At 69.0% G+C, this 17,662-nt stretch carries 14 protein-coding genes and 1 pseudogene; 6 read left to right on the top strand and 9 right to left on the bottom strand.

Going from position 1 to position 17,662, the window contains the following annotated elements:
• Nucleotides 1-13 precede the first annotated feature (13 nt).
• The 5 genes from MMF98_RS08665 (at nt 14) to MMF98_RS08685 (ending at nt 6,156) form a co-directional block, all read left to right on the top strand.
• Nucleotides 14-1,654 (top strand): isovaleryl-CoA dehydrogenase, encoded by a 1,641-nt coding sequence (locus MMF98_RS08665; RefSeq protein WP_243305876.1) that lies wholly within the window; start codon nt 14-16, stop codon nt 1,652-1,654.
• Nucleotides 1,655-1,664: 10 nt separating this feature from the next.
• A complete protein-coding gene (locus MMF98_RS08670; RefSeq protein ID WP_243305877.1) occupies nt 1,665-2,594 on the top strand; it encodes a glutathione S-transferase family protein in 930 nt (309 codons plus the stop codon).
• Between the two features lie 91 nt (nt 2,595-2,685).
• Nucleotides 2,686-4,446 (top strand): FAD-binding oxidoreductase, encoded by a 1,761-nt coding sequence (locus MMF98_RS08675; RefSeq protein WP_243305878.1) that lies wholly within the window; start codon nt 2,686-2,688, stop codon nt 4,444-4,446.
• Between the two features lie 102 nt (nt 4,447-4,548).
• Entirely contained in the window at nt 4,549-5,454 is a 906-nt protein-coding gene (locus MMF98_RS08680) for an SDR family oxidoreductase (protein WP_243305879.1), read from the top strand.
• A gap of 132 nt (nt 5,455-5,586) precedes the next feature.
• Nucleotides 5,587-6,156, top strand: coding sequence for a methylated-DNA--[protein]-cysteine S-methyltransferase (locus MMF98_RS08685; protein ID WP_243305880.1), 570 nt, complete (start codon nt 5,587-5,589; stop codon nt 6,154-6,156).
• Nucleotides 6,157-6,232: 76 nt separating this feature from the next.
• Here the strand turns inward: MMF98_RS08685 and MMF98_RS23795 are convergent.
• Both MMF98_RS23795 and MMF98_RS08690 read right to left on the bottom strand, forming a co-directional pair.
• Nucleotides 6,233-6,451: pseudogene (locus MMF98_RS23795) on the bottom strand (DUF2817 domain-containing protein); the annotation flags it as partial.
• Nucleotides 6,452-7,429 carry a tripartite tricarboxylate transporter substrate binding protein gene (locus tag MMF98_RS08690; protein ID WP_243305881.1) on the bottom strand — a complete coding sequence of 326 codons (978 nt, stop codon included), beginning with the start codon at nt 7,427-7,429 and terminating at the stop codon, nt 6,452-6,454.
• A gap of 99 nt (nt 7,430-7,528) precedes the next feature.
• Between MMF98_RS08690 and MMF98_RS08695 the strand changes: the two genes are divergently transcribed.
• Complete coding sequence (locus MMF98_RS08695) at nt 7,529-8,425, top strand: LysR substrate-binding domain-containing protein (RefSeq protein ID WP_243305882.1); 897 nt, start codon at nt 7,529-7,531, stop codon at nt 8,423-8,425.
• Between the two features lie 82 nt (nt 8,426-8,507).
• Here MMF98_RS08695 and MMF98_RS08700 read toward each other — a convergent pair whose 3' ends face one another.
• From MMF98_RS08700 to MMF98_RS08730, 7 genes are all read right to left on the bottom strand, one after another.
• Nucleotides 8,508-10,739 carry a xanthine dehydrogenase family protein molybdopterin-binding subunit gene (locus tag MMF98_RS08700; protein ID WP_243305883.1) on the bottom strand — a complete coding sequence of 744 codons (2,232 nt, stop codon included), beginning with the start codon at nt 10,737-10,739 and terminating at the stop codon, nt 8,508-8,510.
• Between the two features lie 2 nt (nt 10,740-10,741).
• Nucleotides 10,742-11,212 (bottom strand): (2Fe-2S)-binding protein, encoded by a 471-nt coding sequence (locus MMF98_RS08705; protein ID WP_243305884.1) that lies wholly within the window; start codon nt 11,210-11,212, stop codon nt 10,742-10,744.
• A 102-nt stretch (nt 11,213-11,314) separates the two neighbouring features.
• On the bottom strand, nt 11,315-12,286 hold the full coding sequence (locus MMF98_RS08710) for a Csu type fimbrial protein (protein WP_243307356.1): 972 nt from the start codon (nt 12,284-12,286) through the stop codon (nt 11,315-11,317).
• 20 nt (nt 12,287-12,306) lie between these two features.
• Nucleotides 12,307-14,709 carry a fimbria/pilus outer membrane usher protein gene (locus MMF98_RS08715; RefSeq protein ID WP_243305885.1) on the bottom strand — a complete coding sequence of 801 codons (2,403 nt, stop codon included), beginning with the start codon at nt 14,707-14,709 and terminating at the stop codon, nt 12,307-12,309.
• The gene (locus MMF98_RS08720) at nt 14,660-15,421 is read right to left on the bottom strand and encodes a fimbrial biogenesis chaperone (RefSeq protein WP_243305886.1); all 762 of its coding nucleotides are present in this window, start codon (nt 15,419-15,421) and stop codon (nt 14,660-14,662) included. The genes MMF98_RS08715 and MMF98_RS08720 overlap by 50 nt, the downstream gene beginning before the upstream one ends.
• An 82-nt stretch (nt 15,422-15,503) precedes the next feature.
• Entirely contained in the window at nt 15,504-16,001 is a 498-nt protein-coding gene (locus MMF98_RS08725; protein ID WP_243305887.1) for a Csu type fimbrial protein, read from the bottom strand.
• A gap of 251 nt (nt 16,002-16,252) precedes the next feature.
• Entirely contained in the window at nt 16,253-17,659 is a 1,407-nt protein-coding gene (locus MMF98_RS08730; RefSeq protein ID WP_423837614.1) for an MATE family efflux transporter, read from the bottom strand.
• Nucleotides 17,660-17,662 lie beyond the last annotated feature (3 nt).

Below are 17,662 nucleotides of genomic sequence, written 5' to 3' on the forward strand. Positions count from 1 at the left end.
GCGCGGGGGCCCCATGGACATCACCCATGACGTCTTCAACCAGCCCGAGCCGCTGGTCGACTACAACCTGTTCGATGGCAATCGGCCATTGCGCGATGCGCTGAAGTTCAACGCGCCGCAGCTGGCCACGGCGGAGCTGGCCGCGCTCGGCGCGCGGCTCGGCAGTGCCGAGATGCAGGCCCACGCGCGGCTGGCCAATATCCACACGCCCGAGCTGCACAGCCATGACCGCTTTGGCCGGCGCATCGACCGGGTGGAATTCCACCCGAGCTACCACGCGCTGATGACGGCCGCCACCGGCGCCGGCCTGCACGGCACGCCCTGGGCCGACCCCGCGGTCTCGCCCCATGTGCGGCGCGCCGCCGGCTTCATGCTGTTCACCGAACTCGAGCCTTCCATCCTGTGCCCGATCTCGATGAGCTACGCGGTCACGCCCGCGCTGCGCAGCAATGCGGCCATCTACGCCGACTGGGGCCCGGGCCTGGCCAGCCGCGCCTATGATCCGGCGCTGAAAATCTGGCGCGACAAGCCCGGCCTGACCATGGGCATGGGCATGACGGAGAAGCAGGGCGGCTCCGACGTGCGGGCCAACACCACCCAGGCCGCGGCCGATGGCAGCGATGCCTGGGGCCAACGCTACCGGCTGACCGGCCACAAGTGGTTCTTCTCGGCGCCGATGTGCGATGCCTTCCTGGTGCTGGCCCAGGCGCCGGGCGGCCTGAGCTGCTTCTTCCTGCCGCGCGTGCTGCCCGACGGCTCGCTCAACGCCATCCGCATCCAGCGCCTCAAGGACAAGCTCGGCAACAAGGCCAACGCCAGCTCCGAGGTCGAGTTTCAGCAGGCCAGCGCCTGGTTGGTGGGCGAGGAGGGGCGCGGCGTGCCGCAGATCCTCGAGATGGGCACCATGACGCGGCTGGACTGCGCCCTGGGCACCAGCGGCCTGATGCGCCAGGCATTGGCCATTGCGCTGAACCACACGGCCCAGCGCCAGGCCTTCGGCAAGCCGCTGGTCGCGCAGCCCCTCATGCGCAACGTGCTGGCCGATCTGGCGCTGGAGTCGGAGGCGGCCACCGCGCTGTCCATCCGGCTGGCCCGGGCCTTCGACCGCCAGGGCGATCCGCACGAGCAGGTCATGGCGCGCCTGCTCACACCGGTGGCCAAGTTCTGGATCTGCAAGCGTGGCAGCCACTTCGCCCAGGAGGCGATGGAGTGCCTGGGCGGCAACGGCTATGTGGAGGAGGGCGGCGAGGGCATCATGGCCCGCATCTACCGCGAGATGCCGCTCAACTCGATCTGGGAGGGCGCGGGCAACATCATGGCGCTGGACCTGCTGCGTGCGCTACGCAAGGCCGACGCTGCCGCCGCGCTGGCGCACGAGCTGGCACCCGCCAAAGGCGCGCACCCCGCGCTGGACCGTCTCGTGGCCGCACTGCCCACGCGTGTGGAAGAGATGGCCACCGAGCTGGAAGCGCGCCGCCTGGCGCAGGACGTGGCGCTGGCCGTGCAGGCCGCGCTGCTCTACCAGACCGCGCCGGCCGCCGTGTTCGGCGCGTTCTGCGACTCGCGCCTGGGCGGCAACTGGGGCCAGGCTTTCGGCACCCTGGGTGCCGGCACCGATTTCGACACCATCATCCAGCGGGCCCTGCCTCGCTGAAGGAACTGCCATGAGCGACCTGATCCTTCACCATTACCCCACCTCCCCGTTCTCGGAGAAGGTGCGCCTGATCCTCGGCTACAAGAAACTGCCCTGGAAGTCCGTCACTATTCCCGCCATCATGCCCAAGCCCGACGTGCTGGCGCTCACGGGCGGCTACCGCAAGACGCCGTTCCTGCAGATCGGGGCCGACATCTACTGCGACAGCGCCCTGATCTGCGACGTGCTCGAGCACCGCCAGGCCACGCCCACGCTCTACCCGCCGCACAACAAAGGCCTGGCCCGCGTGCTCGCGCAGTGGGCCGACAGCACGCTGTTCTGGGCCGCCATGGCCTACACGCTGCAGCCCAAGGGCGCGGCCACGCTGTTCACCGATCCAGCCCTGGGCAAGGCCTTCGGCGAGGACCGCGGCAAGATGAGCGTGAACATGACGCGCCTGCGCCCGGCCGATGCCGCCGCCGCCTACCGCAGCTACCTGCGCCGCCTGGCCAACATGCTGGAAGAGCATCCGTTCCTGCTGGGCGATGCGCCCTGCGTGGCCGACTTCGCCGTCTACCACCCGCTGTGGTTCAGCCGTGTGCGCGTGCCGTCGATGGCCGGCATCCTCGATGCCACGCCCGGCGTGCTGGCCTGGATGGACCGCATGGCCGCCATCGGCCACGGCCCCTCGCAGGAGCTCGGCTCCGCCGACGCGATCGCCATCGCCGCCCGCGCCACACCGGCTGCGCTCGCCGACGAACCGTTCCAGGACGAGCACGGCATTGCGCTGGGCAGCCGCGTCACGGTCACGGCCGAGAGCTTTGGCCCCGAGTCGACCGAGGGCGAACTGCTCGCCGCCACCCGCATGCACTACACCCTGCGCCGCAGCGACGAGCGCGCCGGCACGGTGCATGTGCATTTCCCGCGCATCGGCTACGTGCTGCGCAAGGCAGAAGGCTGAGACGAAGAGGACATCGATGCCGGCCTTCGACACAGGGAAGGGACGAGGCACGAGGCGGCGGCGATTACTGCAGGCCGCTGCGGCCTGGCCCTTGCTGCCGCTGTCGCCGGCCCCGGCGTGGGCCGTTGCCGGCGCGGCCCGCGTGCGCCCCGGCGATGCCGCGTGGCCATCCGCGGCGCGCTGGCAGCAGCTCGGCGAGCAGGTCGGCGGGCGGCTCATCCGCGTGCAGTCGCCACTGGTTGCCTGCCGTAGCGAGCCGGCCAGCGCGGCCTGTGCGCAGCTCTTCAAGGCGGTCAAGAACCCGTACTTCATCGGCGACGACGTGGCCCTGACGCAGACACTGGGCTGGGTCGATGCCTGGACCTCGATGCCCAGCGCCTATGCCGTCGCCGCGCGGCACACCAGCGACGTGGTCGCCGCCGTCAACTTCGCGCGCGAGCACCGGCTGCGGCTGGTCGTCAAGGGCGGCGGCCACAGCTACCAGGGCACCTCGAGCGCGCCCGATTCGCTGCTGGTGTGGACGCGCGCCATGAACGCCATCACGCTGCACGAAGCCTTCGTCGCCGAGGGGTGCGCGGGCCAGGCCGCGCCGCAGCGCGCCGTCACCGTGGAAGCCGGCGCGATGTGGTCGCAGGTCTACGACGCGGTCACCACGCAGGCTGGCGGCTATGTGCAGGGCGGCGGCTGCATGACGGTGGGCGTGGCCGGGCTGGTGCAAAGCGGCGGCTTCGGCAGTTTTTCCAAGCGCTACGGGCTGGCCTCGGGCAGCCTGCTGCAGGCCGAGGTGGTCACGGCCGACGGCCAGGTGCGCATCGCCAATGCCTGCACGAATCCCGAGTTGTTCTGGGGCCTCAAGGGCGGGGGCGGCGGCAGCCTGGGCGTCGTCATCCGGCTGACCCTGCGCGTGCACGAGCTGCCCGAAGACTTCGGCGCCGTGAACTTCAACATCAAGGCCACGTCGCCGGCTGCCTTCCGCCGCCTGATCGGGCGAGTACTCGACTTCTGCAGCCAGGCGCTGATCGACCCGCACTGGGGCGAGCAGATCCGTTTTCGGCGCGACAACACGGTCCAGGTCTCGATGGTGTTCCAGGGCCTCACGCGCAGCGAGGCCGTGGCCGTCTGGCAGCCGCTGCGCGATGCGCTGGCGCGCGAGCCGGGAGATTTTGTGGTCGACTCCTCGCCGCTGTCGATCGTTTCGACCTCGGCGCGCGACTTCTGGGCGCCGACGCTGGTCAAGCGGGTGCTCGGCTTCATCCGCAGGGACGAGCGGCCCGGCGCGCCCAGGACCAACGTGTTCTGGCCTGGCGACCAGGGGCAGGCCGGGCAGGTGCTGCATGGCTTCGAGTCGGCCTGGCTGCCGGCCGCGCTGCTGCAGCCGAACCGGCGCGATGCGCTCGGCGATGCGCTCTTTGCCGCCACGCGCCACTGGCCCGTGGCGCTGCACTTCAACAAGGGCCTGGCCGGCGCACCGGCCGAAGCGATCGCGGCCGCGCGCGACACGGCCATGAACCCGGCCGTGCTCGACGCCTTCGCGCTCGCCATCCTCGGCACCCAGGGCCAGCCCGGCTACCCGGGCGTTGCGGGCCGCGAGCCCGACGTGGCGCTAGCGCGCCAGCAGGCGCAGGCACTCGGCCGCGCCATGGCCGAGCTGCGCCGGCTGGTGCCCGATGCCGGCGCCTACGTGTCGGAAAGCAACTACTTCCAGCCCGATTGGCAGCGCGCCTTCTGGGGCGCCAACTACCCGCGCCTGCAGGCGGCCAAGCGCCGGTATGACCCGGACGGCCTGTTCTTCGTGCACCACGGCGTGGGCAGCGAGGACTGGAGCGCCGATGGGTTCAGCCCGCGCACCTGAGAACGTATCTGAGCCCGGCGGTCGCATGAACGACAGCGCGGCGCGCCCGCAAGCGGTCCAATAGGCAGTGCAAGGACAACCCCCAAGGACAGGAAGCAATCCATGATTCAGGACTTCAAAGGCAAAACCGCCGTGCTCACCGGCGCCGGCTCGGGCTTCGGCCTCGAATGCGCGCGCATCGGCGCGAAGCTGGGCATGAACCTGGTGCTGGTCGACGTGCAGCAGGACGCACTCGACAAGGCCGCCGCCGAGATGCAGGCCGCTGGTGCCCCCGTGCTGGCGCGCAAGGTCGATGTGGCCAGCGCCGAACAGATGGAGGCGCTGGCCGCGGCCGTCAAGCAGCGCTTCGGCGCGCCGCACCTCGTCTTCAACAACGCCGGCGTGGGCGCGGGCGGCCTGGTCTGGGAGAACTCGGTCCAGGACTGGGAATGGGTGCTGGGCGTCAACGTCTGGGGCGTGGTGCATGGCGTGCGCCTGTTCACGCCCATGATGCTGGAGGCCGCGCAGCAAGACCCGGCCTGGCAGGGCCACATCGTCAACACCGCCAGCATGGCCGGCCTGCTGGCGCCGCCCAACATGGGCATCTACAACGTGAGCAAGCACGCCGTGGTGTCCCTGAGCGAAACCCTGTACCAGGACTTGTCGCTGGTGACCGACCAGATCGGCGCCAGCGTGCTGTGCCCGTTCTTCGTCGCCACCGGCATCAGCCAGAGCCACCGCAACCGGCCGGGCGAACTCGCGGCCGGCAAGCCGACCAAGAGCCAGATGATTGGCCAGGCCATGAGCGACAAGGCCGTGAGTTCGGGCAAGGTGACGGCGGCCGACGTGGCGCAGAAAGTGTTCGACGCTGTCGCCGCCAACCAGTTCTACATCTACAGCCATCCCAAGGCCATCCAGTCGGTGCAGACGCGGCTGGAAGACATCATGCTGGCGCGCAACCCGACCGACCCGTTCGCCGACAAGCCCGAGCTCGGCGCCCAGCTCAAGGCGGCCTTGCGGGCCGCGTAGGCCTATTTTCCCGGTTTTCAGAGCCAAAATGGCCTGATGTCCAGGTGCAGTGGTCATTGGTTGCTATTGTTTTGATAGTGACCGGTGATCGCCCCGAGCGTGCGAAGCGCCTGCGCTACCATCGCAAGCACTATGTCGGCCTCCGGCTTCACTCTGTTCGACACCGCCATCGGCGCCTGCGGCATCGCCTGGGGGCCGCGGGGCCTGGCCGGCGTGCAACTGCCCGAGGCCAGCCCGGCCCGCACGCACGCCCGCATGCAGCGGCGCTTCCCGCACACCGGCGAGGCCGTGCCGCCGCCCGAAGTGCAGGCCGTCATCGCGCGCGTCGTGGCCCTGCTGCAGGGCGGGCGCGACGACCTGGGTGACGTCGTGCTTGACATGACGGACGTGCCGCCGTTCCACCAGCGCGTCTACGCCATTGCACGTGCCATCCCGCCGGGCCGCACGCTCACCTATGGCGAGGTTGCCGCGCAACTGGGCGAGCCCGGCGCGGCACGCGCCGTGGGGCAGGCGCTAGGCCACAACCCGTTCGCCCCCATCGTGCCGTGCCACCGCGTGCTGGCCGCCGGGCGCCGCTCGGGCGGCTTCTCGGCCGACGGCGGTGCGCGCACCAAGCTGCGCATGCTGCAGATCGAGGGCGCACCGCTGGGCGCGTCGCCGGAGACCGCAGGCTTGTTCGACGGGGACGGGCCTGCGACCTGAAGCCGCGCTGGAATGCCGTTGCACGCGGCGTTCTCGGCTTGCTATTGGCGATGCTGCCCTGACCGGACGTCTGAATCATCGAACCACAGAATCCTTCTATTCCGTGGACGCCTGATGTGACGATCGACATGCATTTCGATCGCAGAGGACCAAGCAGCACGGCATCAACACACAGCACTTCGCCTGACGCTCCAGTATGGCCAGGCAACGATATGGTCTCAACTGGAAGCCCTCTGGAAGTGGCGCCAGCCACAAAGCGCTCTCGTGCGGCCGCGTAGGTGGGACCGGATTGCACTTAGCTTTCCAGCTTGACGCCCTTCGCCATGCGACGGATGCGCGCGTTTTCCGATGCGTAGAAGCGTGCAGCGTCGGTGAGCGAAAGTACAGGCCCAAATTCAGCACCGCCCACCTGGATAGCGGCGCGAGTCTCTGGCATCTGCACAACCTGCGCGAGCGCCTGATGGAGCCGCCGCACGGCCCCTTCAGGCGTCTTTGCAGGCACCACAGTTCCGAACCACAGAGAATGATGGAAGCCCTTTAGCAGCTTGCCCTCGTCAAATGTAGGCACGTTCGGTGCCATCGGAGAGCGCTGCGGAGTTGCGACGCCTAAGATCTTGATTTGCCTGGCGTCCACCATCCCAAGCAAGTTTGCAGCGACGGGAAGAATCGTCAGGTCGATCTGCTGCCCGATGAGGTCTTGAATCAAAGGGCCCCCTCCTTTGTAGGGCACATGGAGGAGACGGGTGCCCGTGAGGGCGCGGAAGTTCTCGCCTACGACGTGGTACATCGACCCAACGCCTGTCGTCCCGTAAGGAAGTTCGCGGGTACCATCAATGCGAGCCAGTGCAATCAACGAATCGACGCTGTCGACCGTCAAACCGGTGCGTGCGTAGAGTGCCAGTGGAGTGACATAGAACAGGTTGATCATCCTGAACTCTTCCGCCGTATATCGCGTGCCAGGCATCGCCAGTGGCGCCAAGACCACCTCATTCGGGGAGGCGACAAGCAGGGTATTGCCATCAGGTGCAGCATTCAGAACCTTTCGGGCGGCCAGGGAGCCGTTGGCACCGGCGAGGTTCTCGACGATCACGGTCTGCCCCAGCGTCTTCTGTAGCCCTGGCTGGATGGCTCGCGCCAAAATGTCTGATCCTCCCCCCGGCGGATACGGCACAACCAGCGTGAGGGCCTTTTCAGACTGCCCCCGAGCGAGCGGCGGCAAGGTTCCACTGGCAGCAAGGCCGGCAATCCGAGTCAATGCTTGGCGTCTTTCCATGTTCTGTCTCCGGTTCTTTGGGTTGCGGACTTCAGCTTAAGCGCGACCGTTGCCATACAAAAGACATTAAGTTTTTGCATGTGATAACTTTCGGTGATCATGAAGTACCACCAACTGCGCTGCTTCCTGGCAATTGCTCAATACTCCAGCATCCGCGCTGCCGCACGGTCTCTGCCACTTTCCCAGCCGGCTGTGACCAAGTCGCTGCGAGAGCTGGAGGAAGACTTGGGCGTGCCCCTTGTCGTGCGAAGTGTTTCGGGGATCAGGCTTACCGAGTTCGGCGAGGCGTTTCGCCTGCGCGCCAGCTCGCTGATAGAAGATGGGCGGCGCGCGCGCGAGGAGTTGCAGATGATTCGCGATGGCTCGGGAACCACCGTCTCAATCGCGGTGAGTTCCACGGTCGCGCTAACGCTACTGCCCAAGGTGCTCATCGCTTTTCGAAAGGCATATCCTCGCGCGAAGTTGAGTCTGTGGGAGGACGTACAGCCCTCAACGCTGAACCGGCTCCGCGACGGAACTCTCGACCTTGTGGTGTCCCAAGGGGTGAACGCGCCCGTGGAACCCGATGTGTCTGTCAATTCTCTCTACACGCTTCCATCGATTGTGGGCGCGCGCGCGGACCACCCTTTGGCACGTAGCCGCTCCCTCAAAAATTTGATCGGCGCGGACTGGTTGCTTCCGTCAAGCGGCCACGAGGCTCACGGAGTTGGAGAGCAGATATTCGCCGCGAACGGGCTACCCATTCCCATGAGTATCACCAGTTGTTATTCCCTCTCGGTGGCACTAGGCATCATCAAGAGAATGGACTACCTGAGTGTGTTTGCCGAACCGCTCGCCAAAGCCGAATTCCGGCATCATGGTCTCAAGGCGCTTCCACTTCGTGAAAGTCTTCCTCCATCAACCGTAAGCGTTTTACGCCGGAGAGACTCGCGTCTGACAATGGCCGCGGGCGCATTCCTGGAAATCCTGGAACGCCTGGGAAGGGCCGAGAGCTAGTCCGTTGATTCATGAGGTTGCTCCCATTCGTGGGCTTGACCCGATCAAGCGCTGCCCGCGACTGAATTGACGGCGGGCAGGATCAGGCCCGCAGCGCCTGCAGCCGCGCGCCGCTGAACGGCACGCTGCGCAGGCGCACGCCGGTGGCGTCGAAGACGGCATTGGCCAGCGCGGCTGGCACGGGGCTGGAGGCCGCCTCGCCAGCGCCCAGCGGCGGCTGGTCGATGCGCTGGATCAGTGCGATGTCCAGCCGCGGCACCTGCGGGAAGCGCAGCAGCGGGTAGCTGGACCAGTCCACGCTGGTGACGGCAGACTGGTCGAAGGTGGTTTCCTCATAGAGCGTGCGTGACAGCGTCTGCAGCAGGTTGCCCTCGACCTGGGCGCGCACGGTGTCGGGGTTGATCATCAGGCCGCAGTCGTGGGCGCAGGCGATGCGCAGCACGCGGATCTCGCCGCTGCCGCGATCCACCTCGACCTCCATGCCCACGGCAACGAAGGTTTCGTTGTGCTTGTAGTGGATGTAGGCGATGCCGCGGCCCGTGGCCACTTTCGCGTCCTTGGGCGCCGGGTTGGGTGAAGGGCGGGGCGCCCAGTTCATGAGCGCGGCCGTGCGCTGCAGCACCTCGCGTCCGCGCGGGTTGGCCAGGTCACGCAGGCGAAACTGCAATGGGTCGGCGCCGGCCTTCGCGGCCAGTTCATCGGTGAAGCTCTCCACCGCGAAGCAGTTCGCCACCTTGCCCGGCGCGCGGATGTTGGACGGGCGCAGCGGCGCCGCGCCCAGCCAGTGCGCCGTCACGCGCACCGCATTGGCCGGGTAGGACGGATCGCCGTTCTGCGACACCAGGCCGGTGGACTGGCCCACGGGCTGCCGGATGCCCGCGGCCTGCGGGCCGAGCAGCGGAATCCATTCGAGGTTGGCGGTGGCGCGCGGCACCCACATCTCGGTGTCCCAGGCGTCGATGCGGCCCTCGGGCGTGAGCGAGCCGCCGATCTTCAGCAACTGCGGCGGGCCTTTCGGATCCCAGCCGAGTTCGTCCTGGCGGCTCCACTGCACGCGCACCGGCTGGCCCACGGTCCGGGACAGCAGCGCGGCGTCGGCCGTGGCGTCGTCGTGCCCATTCATGCCGTAGCAGCCCGCGCCGTCGAGGTAGATCACGCGCACCTGCTCGCGCGGCAGGCCCAGCAGGGCCGAGGAAGAGGCCACCAGCCGGTGGCTGGCCTGCGAGGCGGTCCACAGCGTGGCGCCGTCGGGCCGCACGTCGGCCACGGCGCAGGACGGCCCCATCGAGGCATGCGACTGGATCGGCCAGACGTAGGTGGCGCTCAAGGCATCGGGCGCCGTGGCCAGCGCCGCCAGGCGCGCGGCGTCGCCCTTGTTGACCAGGGTTTCCTCGGCCACGAAGGGGCCGCGCCGGGCCCAGTCGACCAGGGCGGTGTGGCCCACCAGCGGTGCGCTCTCGCTCCACTGCACTTTCAGCTCGCGCGCAGCGCGCATGGCGGCCCATTCGTCGGCCGCGACCACGCCCACGAAATCGATGATGCGCACCACGCGCACGCCGGGCAGATGCGCCACCGAGCTTTCATCAAGCGCCAACACCTTCGCACCTACCGCCGGCGGCCGGATCACGCGGCCATGCAGCATGCCGGGCACGCGGTGGTCGTGCACATAGACATGACGGCCGGTGACCTTGGCCGGGATGTCCGGGCGCGGCAGCGGCTGGCCCACCAGCTTGTATTGAGCTGGCGCGCGTAGCGGCGCCTTGGGGTTCATCTTGAGGTTCAGCGCACGCTCGCCGACCAGTTCACCGATGCCGAGTTGGCGGCCATCGGCGGCGCGTACCGCGCCATCGGCCAGTACCAGCCCGATGACGGGCTGCTGCAGGCGTTCGGCTGCCAGGGCCAGCAAGGCCTCGTGCGCGGTGGCCGCGGCCTGGCGCAGCTCCACGCCGCCGCGCATCACGCCGGTGCTGCCGGCCGTGGGGCCTTGGTTGGGGGTAAGCGCGCTGTCGCCCTCGATCAGCTCGATGCGGTCCACGCCAATGCCCAGCTCTTCGCCCACCATCTGGCGCATCGCGATGCGGTGGCCGGTGCCGAGGTCCACCTTGCCCGAGTAAACGATGACCGTGCCGTCCCTTTTGATGGCGAGGAAGGAATCGACCGCGTCCAGCGCCAGCGAGCGCGCCGGCGCCGCGCCCTGGGCCCGGGCCATGGGCAGGCCGGCCAACGAGAAGCCGACGACCAGCGCGCCGGCCTGGAGCAGCTCGCGCCGCGCCAGCAGGACCGTCGCCTCACGGGGGGAGTCAAGCGTCGGCATGGTCAGGCTCCCCGCGGGCCCGAGGCGCGTTCAACGGCCTTGAGCACCCGGTCGTGCGAACCGCAGCGGCACAGGTTGCCGGCCAGCGCGGCCTGGGCCTGCTCGCGTGTGGGCCTGGGCGTGGCCGCCAGCAGCGCCACGCAGCCCATCACCATGCCATTGGTGCAGTAGCCGCACTGCGCGGCCTGCTCGGCGATGAAGGCGGCCTGCACCGGATGCGGCTTCTCGGGCGAGCCCAGGCCTTCGGCCGTGGTGATGTGGCGGCCGGCGGCGGCCGACACCTTGAGCAGGCAGGAGCGCACGGGCTGGCCATCCACCAGCACCGTGCAGGCGCCGCATTGGCCGAGGCCGCAGCCGTACTTGGCGGCGTGCAGGCCCAGGGCGTTGCGCAGGGCATAGAGCAGGGGCATGTCGGCGTCCCAGGACTCGACAGTCCGGGGCGTGCCGTTGACGGTGAGCGGGTAGCTGGGCATGGGCTGTCCCTTCGGCGCAAAGACAAGGCGGGCCGCAAGGGCCACCCCCGATCATCGGCCGCGCCCGTGCGGCTGGCAAGCGCGCCGAACCCTCGCCTGGGTTCAGTAGGTCAGCGTCACGATCACGGTGTCGGTGTAGAGGCCGCTGGGCACGTTCGACTGCACGGGCACGCGGCCGTACACCGTGCTCGTGGTCGGGTTGCTGTCACCCTGGCCGGTGCCGCTGACGGTGGTGCTGTTCAGCGTGTTGCCCCAGCGCTGGGTGCGCGCGGCATCGCGGTAGAGCTCGTAGCTCACGTAGTTGCCGGCGGCGCTGCGCATGCGCCGGGTGCTGCCAGTGGCGTTGCTGCCGTTGTTGAGGCCGAGCTGCCAGGCCGTGCCATTGGGGCAGCGCACCCGGATCGACGAGGTCTGGCTGGTGGCGCTGGCCAGCGTGCTGGCGCTGCCGAAGTCGAGGGCGCCGGCCAGCGAGATGCGGCAGTGGTTGGGCACGGTGGCCGAGAGGCCGAGGTAGAAGTCCTTGCTGCCGGTGTTGGCACCGCCGGTGCAGGTGGCGGGGTAGCCGCTGGTGCTCCAGGCCCAGTACAGCATGGAGCCGTTGACGTTGGCCCCGAAGCTGTAGGCGGCCGGCAGATCCTGCGCGGGCACGCGGCCGTACAGCATCTGGGTGCTGTTGCTCATCTGCACGTAGCCGGCCGGCACTTGCAGCGTCCAGGTGTAGGCGGCGTAGCCGCCGCCGCTGGGCGGCGGGCCGATGATCTGGGTGCGTGCGGCGTCCGAGTACAGGTTGTAGGCCATCTGCGCACCGTTGTAGTTGGTCATCCAGCGCGGGTTGATGCCCGAGATGGGGCTGCCATCGCCCACGGTGGCGCACAGCCTGAAGTAGGTGGTATTGGCGGCGGACTGGCAGGTGTAGGGAATGGCCACCTGCGTGTCGGTGTTGGCGGTGGGACCGGTGGCGCCAAAGCTCACGCTGGCCGAGTTGGTCCAGCAGCTTTGGCCCCAGGCCGTGCCCGCACTGAAGAGCCCGCACACCGCGCCCAGCAGCGCGGCGGCCAGCCGGCGCCGCGGCATGAAAGGCAAGGGGCAGGTCATCAACGGCAAACCAGTTCTCCAAGGTCGAGCAGCCCCGAGGGGCTTTGCAGCGCCGGCAGCGTGGCGCGGCAGCGCCCGGCGGGCGTCTGCACCTGGATGGTAGCGCCGGGGGCAGGGTTCTCCAGGTAGACGATGCCGTCGTGCCCGACCACCGTGAGGGGCGGGGTGCCGGCGGGCGCATCGCCGGGCCAGATGTCGCTGCCCACGGGCAGCGCCTGGCCGGCACCGTCCTTGAGCGTGAACTGCACCGCCAGCAGCCGGTGCAGTGGGAAATGCACCCGCGTGCCGCTGCGGCTGGCCGGCACGGCCTGCACGCGGGTGGTCTCGGCGATCACGTCCGGGTCGAGGCGCTCAGTGTCGATGCTCAGGCGGTTGCGCTGGTAGGCGGTGAGCTGGGTCACGAACAGCAGCCCGAGCCCGTCGGTGTGGCCGATCAGGCGGTTTTCCAGGCGCACCGGCACGTTCGGAATGCCGTAGGTGTCCACCAGCGCAAAGGCATCGTCCACGCGGCGCAGCGCGTGCGGCCCGCCGCCGCCCATCCACACCAGGCTGCCGCTGGTGCTGGCATAGCCGGTCGTGGCCATGGGAGAGCCGGCGGTGCGCCACTGGCTCACGCCGGCGGCCCACTGGCCGTAGCGCCCGAGCTGGCTGATCTGCGCCAGGCCGCCTTCGGTGTCGCCCAGGCCGGCCTGCAAGCGCCAGCCCCAGCCGCCGGTGTCGCCGGGCAGCGAGCGGGCGGCCTCCAGCAGGGCGCCGTTGGCGCCGCGCCCGGCGTGGCCCGACGCCGCGACGCTGACGAAGGGCGCCAGCGGCATGCTCCAGCCCACATACAACATGGTGCCGTTCGCCGTGCTGTCGAAGTTGCGGTTGAGGCTGACGTTCAGCGAGGCATTGCCCGGCAGCAGGTACGACCAGCTCAGGCTGGCGATGCGCGCCGGGCCGGCCGCGGCCTGCTGCTGTTGGCGGATCAGTGCCAGGCCGAACTGCCCCCACACGCCACCGTTGATGCCGAGGTAGGCCGCATCGCTGGTGCGCGCAAGCACGGCGCCGTGCAGGCTGGCCACGTCGCGGAAGTCGGCGCTGCTGCGCAAGGTGGTGAACGAGACATTGAACTGCGGCGAGCTCCACTGGTAGCCGCCGCCCCATTGCAGGCCCGTGCGCGCGCCCGTGCCGTCGCTGGCGCGGCTGCCCGCCAGCGAGGCGCTCAGCACGCCGCCCTGCTGGCCGAGCCGCCACACACTGCCCAGGCCCGCCAGCTGCAGGCCGGTGGTGGCTTCGGCGTGCGCCTCCAGGGTCGTGCTGTCGCTCCAGCCATGGCGCAGCGACGCGCTGGCCATCAGGCTGCCGTCGTAGGCGGACGAGTGCAGGCCATAGTCGCGCCGCACCGCGCCCACGTCGAGCGACCAGTCCGACAGCCCGGCCTGTAGCAGCTGCGGCGTGCCGTACAGGTCGTAGCTGACCACGCGGCTCTGGCCCGTGATGTCGGTGATCACGAGCTGGGCCTGGCCCGTGCCATTGAGCGCTGGCGTGCTGGTGAGCTGGAACGGCCCGGGCGGCACCGGCTGGATGCTCTGCCGCATGCCGTTGATGAACAGGTCCACCGTGGACGGCAGCACGGCGCTGCCCTGGAACTGGGCCAGCGGCGTCGTGATGCGGTAGGGCTGCAGCGCGAAGTTGCGCGCCAGATGCAGGCCGCCAAAGCGCAGGGAGCGCGACCAGCCAAGCGCGCCGGTGACCGCATCGCCCAGCCGCAGCGAGACCATGCTGTCGGAGAAGTCGCGCTGCCAGGCCGTGTCCAGCCGCACGCTGCCATCGCTGCCGGTGGCGTTGGTGCCGCTGCTGGCGCGGCTGATCGCGGTGCTGCTCCACACGCCCGGGCCCAGGCCGAACAGGCGCAGCTCGGTCAGCGCGTTCAGGGTTCTCAGCCCGGTGCTCTGCTGGCCGTACAGGTCGTAGTTGAGCAGCAGGCCGGGCGCCGCGGGATCGGCGGCGGGCGGCGCGTTGGGCAGGGCGCTGAGCTGGGCCACCGGCCGGTCGAGCAGCTCCACCGGCGCCACCAGCGCGAGGCGCTGGCGCGGGTTGTCGAAGTTGACCTGCAGGCCCGGCACCTGGCCGAGCGCCACCGGCGCGGCGTCGGCCGGCCAGCGCAGCCCGAGTTCGCGCAGCGTGGCGGCGCTGGCCGTCAGCCGTCCATCGGGGCCGCGCACGAAACGCGCGAGCTGGTCGATGGGCTGGCCATTGAGCACCACTTCGAGAAACAGCTCTTCCCCGGGGGCGGCAGCCGCAGGCTGGGCGATGCAGGTCGAGGCGATCAGCAGGGCGCAGGCCGTACCGGTGCCAAGCCTGGCAACGTCAAGGGCGATCCGCGGCCAGCGGCAACACTTGCTCTTGCGGATCGTCATTGAGGCGGGCCTGGATCGTGCCCCGGCCTTCGCGCAGGGCCTGCGCCTGCGGCGCGGGCAGTTTCAGCGGCCACTGCATGCGTTGGCCGGGCAGCACGTAACCCAGCAGGCCGGTCGCCAGCGGCGTGCGCTGCCCGTCCGGGGCCAGGTAGCTCAACTGGCTGAGCTTGACGCGTTGCGCCCCCTCGTTGGCCACGCTCAGCTGCATATCGGCGCCAGTGCGCAGGCTGGCCTTCAGCGCCGAGAGTTCGGTGGGCTGCGTGCGCTCCAGCGTGGTCTTGGCGCCGGCCGGCAGCACGAACACGGGGATGGAGTAGCGCAGCAGGAATTTCAGCGCGCCGCTCGATCCGCCGGCGCTGCCGCTGTCGGGCGCATCCGGCGGCAGCTCGTCCACGATGAGGCGGTAGCTGCGCTCGCGCTCGGGCATGTCGCCCGCCAGGCGCACGATGCGCACCAGCTGGGTGGCGCCGGGCGCGATGTCCACGATGGGCGGGCTGGCAACCACGTCCCGCGTCGGCGTGAGCTGATCGCTCTGGTCGGCCTGGCTCCATTGCAGCACGCGCACCTGGGCGCGCAGGGGCTGCGTGCCCGTGTTGCTCAGCTGCAGGTTCTGGCTGCGGTCGCGCGCGGGCAGCTCGACCAGGACCGGGGCGGCCTGCAGGCCGGCGGCCGAGGCGGGCAGCGGCAGCGCGGCAGCCGCCCAAACGAACAACAGCCACGCCCGGCGTGGCTGTTGAAGCAGGGAAATGAGCGCGTGCCAGGCCCGGTGGATCTGGACCATCACCGGCGCTGCATCAGTACGTCAGGGTGGCGATCACCGTGTCGGTGTAGTTGCCGGCAGGTGCGCCGCCCACGTTGGGGACCAGGCCGTAGACGGTGTAGGTCTGGTTGGTGCCGGTGCCGCTGCCCGTCCTGGTGTCGGTGCCCACGGTGTTGCCCCAGGCCGTGGTGTGGCCGACGTCCTGGAACAGGCCGTAGGACACGTAGTTGCTGCCAACGGTCTTCATGCGGCGCGTCGTGGCGTTGTAGTTCAGGCCGTTGTCCAGGCCGATGTTGTAGGCCGAGCCGTTCGTGCAGTTCACGGTGAGGACGCCGCCCACGGAGGACACGTTGGTGGCGGTGGAGATGGCGCTGCCGAAGTCCACGTCGGTGGGCGCGGCCGCATTGATGCTGCAGGCCGCCATGACGGTGATTTTCACGGTCATGTTCGCCGTGTCGGTGGCCGCATGGGCTCCGACCATGGCACCGGCAGCGACGGCAGACAGAAGGGTGGCGCGAAACAGCTGACGCATGAAAGCTCCTAAATAAATGGTAAGAAAGTGTTGCAGGCAAATTTTCAAGGATTTGTCGTCATTTGTGACAAATTAGCCTGAAAGGTTTCGCCAACTAACGCACACTTCTCACATTTTTGTGAGGGTTTGCTTACAAAGTTGCCGAGTCAAGCCTAAAACAGGCTTGACTTTCAATTTCGCGAATCCGGTTTTGTAACTTCTGCTTTCAATTGATTGTTGACTTTATTGGTTTTCAAGAGTTGAAAACGGTTTCAAACCAGCCTGCGCACCGCTTTCTTGCGCCAGACCAGGCGGTAGTACGCCGTCTGCAGCGCCAGCATCGCGAGGAAGGCCGCGGGGTAGCCGATCCAGACGCCGTTGATGCCGATCTGGCGGCTCATCACCCAGGCCACGGGCACCTCGACCGCGGCGATGCAGAAGATCGAGATCGCGGTGGGCACCAGCACCGAGCCGCTGGCGCGCATCACGCCCGACAGCGTTGCCGCCATGCCGAAGACCACGCTGCTCCACAGCATGATGTGCAGCAGCGTCTGGGCCAGCTCGATTACCGGGTCGCTGGTGATGAAGAAGCTCACGATGGCGCGCGAGAACAGGTAGGCCAGCAGCACCAGCCCGCCGGTGAGCACCAGGTTCATCATGAGCCCGGTGCGCGTGATGGCGCCCAGCAATTGCGTCTTGCCCGCGCCGATGGCCTGCGCGCCCAGGATGGAGGCGGTGATGGCGATCGAGAGCGCCGGAAACTGCACATAGGCCACCACTTGGTTGACCGCGCCATAGGCGGCGGTGGCGCCCGAGCCGAAGCCGTTGACCATCGAGAGCAGGGCGACCTCGGCCAGCGAGATCACGATCATCTGCACGCCGGTCGGCACGCCAATGCGCAGCACCGTCCTGAGCAGCTTCGGGTCGATGCGCATGCTGCGGATGAACAGGGCGTCGGGCGCCAGCGGGTGGCGCTTGCGCAGCAGGTACCAGCCGAGCCAGGCCGAGGCCACCAGCATCGACACCACCGAGGCCCAGGCGCTGGCCGTCACGCCGAGCTGCGGCAGGCCGAACCAGCCGCGGATCAGCGCCGGTGTGATCGACAGGCCCACGGCGGTGGACAGCGCCAGCGTGAGCAGCGGCGTGAGCGTGTCGCCCACGCCGCGCAGCATGGCCGTGGCCAGCAGGAAGATGAACAGCCCCGGCGCGGCAATCAGCATGATGCGCGCATAGGCCGTGGCGTCGGCCAGGATGTCGGGAGGCGTGCCCAGCAGCGCGAGCAGACCGCGCGTGAAGGCGCCGCCGAACACCGCCACCGCCAGGCCCAGCAGGATGCCCACGCTCAGCGTGGTGCCAGCCACGGCGCGGACCATGGCGGGGTTCTTCGCGCCCCAGGCCTGGCCGATCAGCACCGAGGCGCCGGCGCCCAGGCCCAGGATGAACGAGATGAAGAAGAACAGCACCGGAAAGAAGCTGGAGACGGCCGCCATCGCGCCCACGCCCAGCATCTGGCCGATGTAGATGTTGTTGATGGTGCCCGACAGCGCTTGCAGGATGTTGCTCAGCAGCATCGGGCCGAGGAACACCAGGAAGGTCTTCCACAGCGGCCGCGGCGCGGCGGCGGGCGGGGTCGGCCCCGCCGGGGCGCCGTGGGGGGCCGCAGGCGTTTCGTTGCCCATGCT

Source organism: Variovorax terrae (genome assembly GCF_022809125.1).
Lineage (GTDB): Bacteria > Pseudomonadota > Gammaproteobacteria > Burkholderiales > Burkholderiaceae_C > Variovorax_A > Variovorax_A terrae.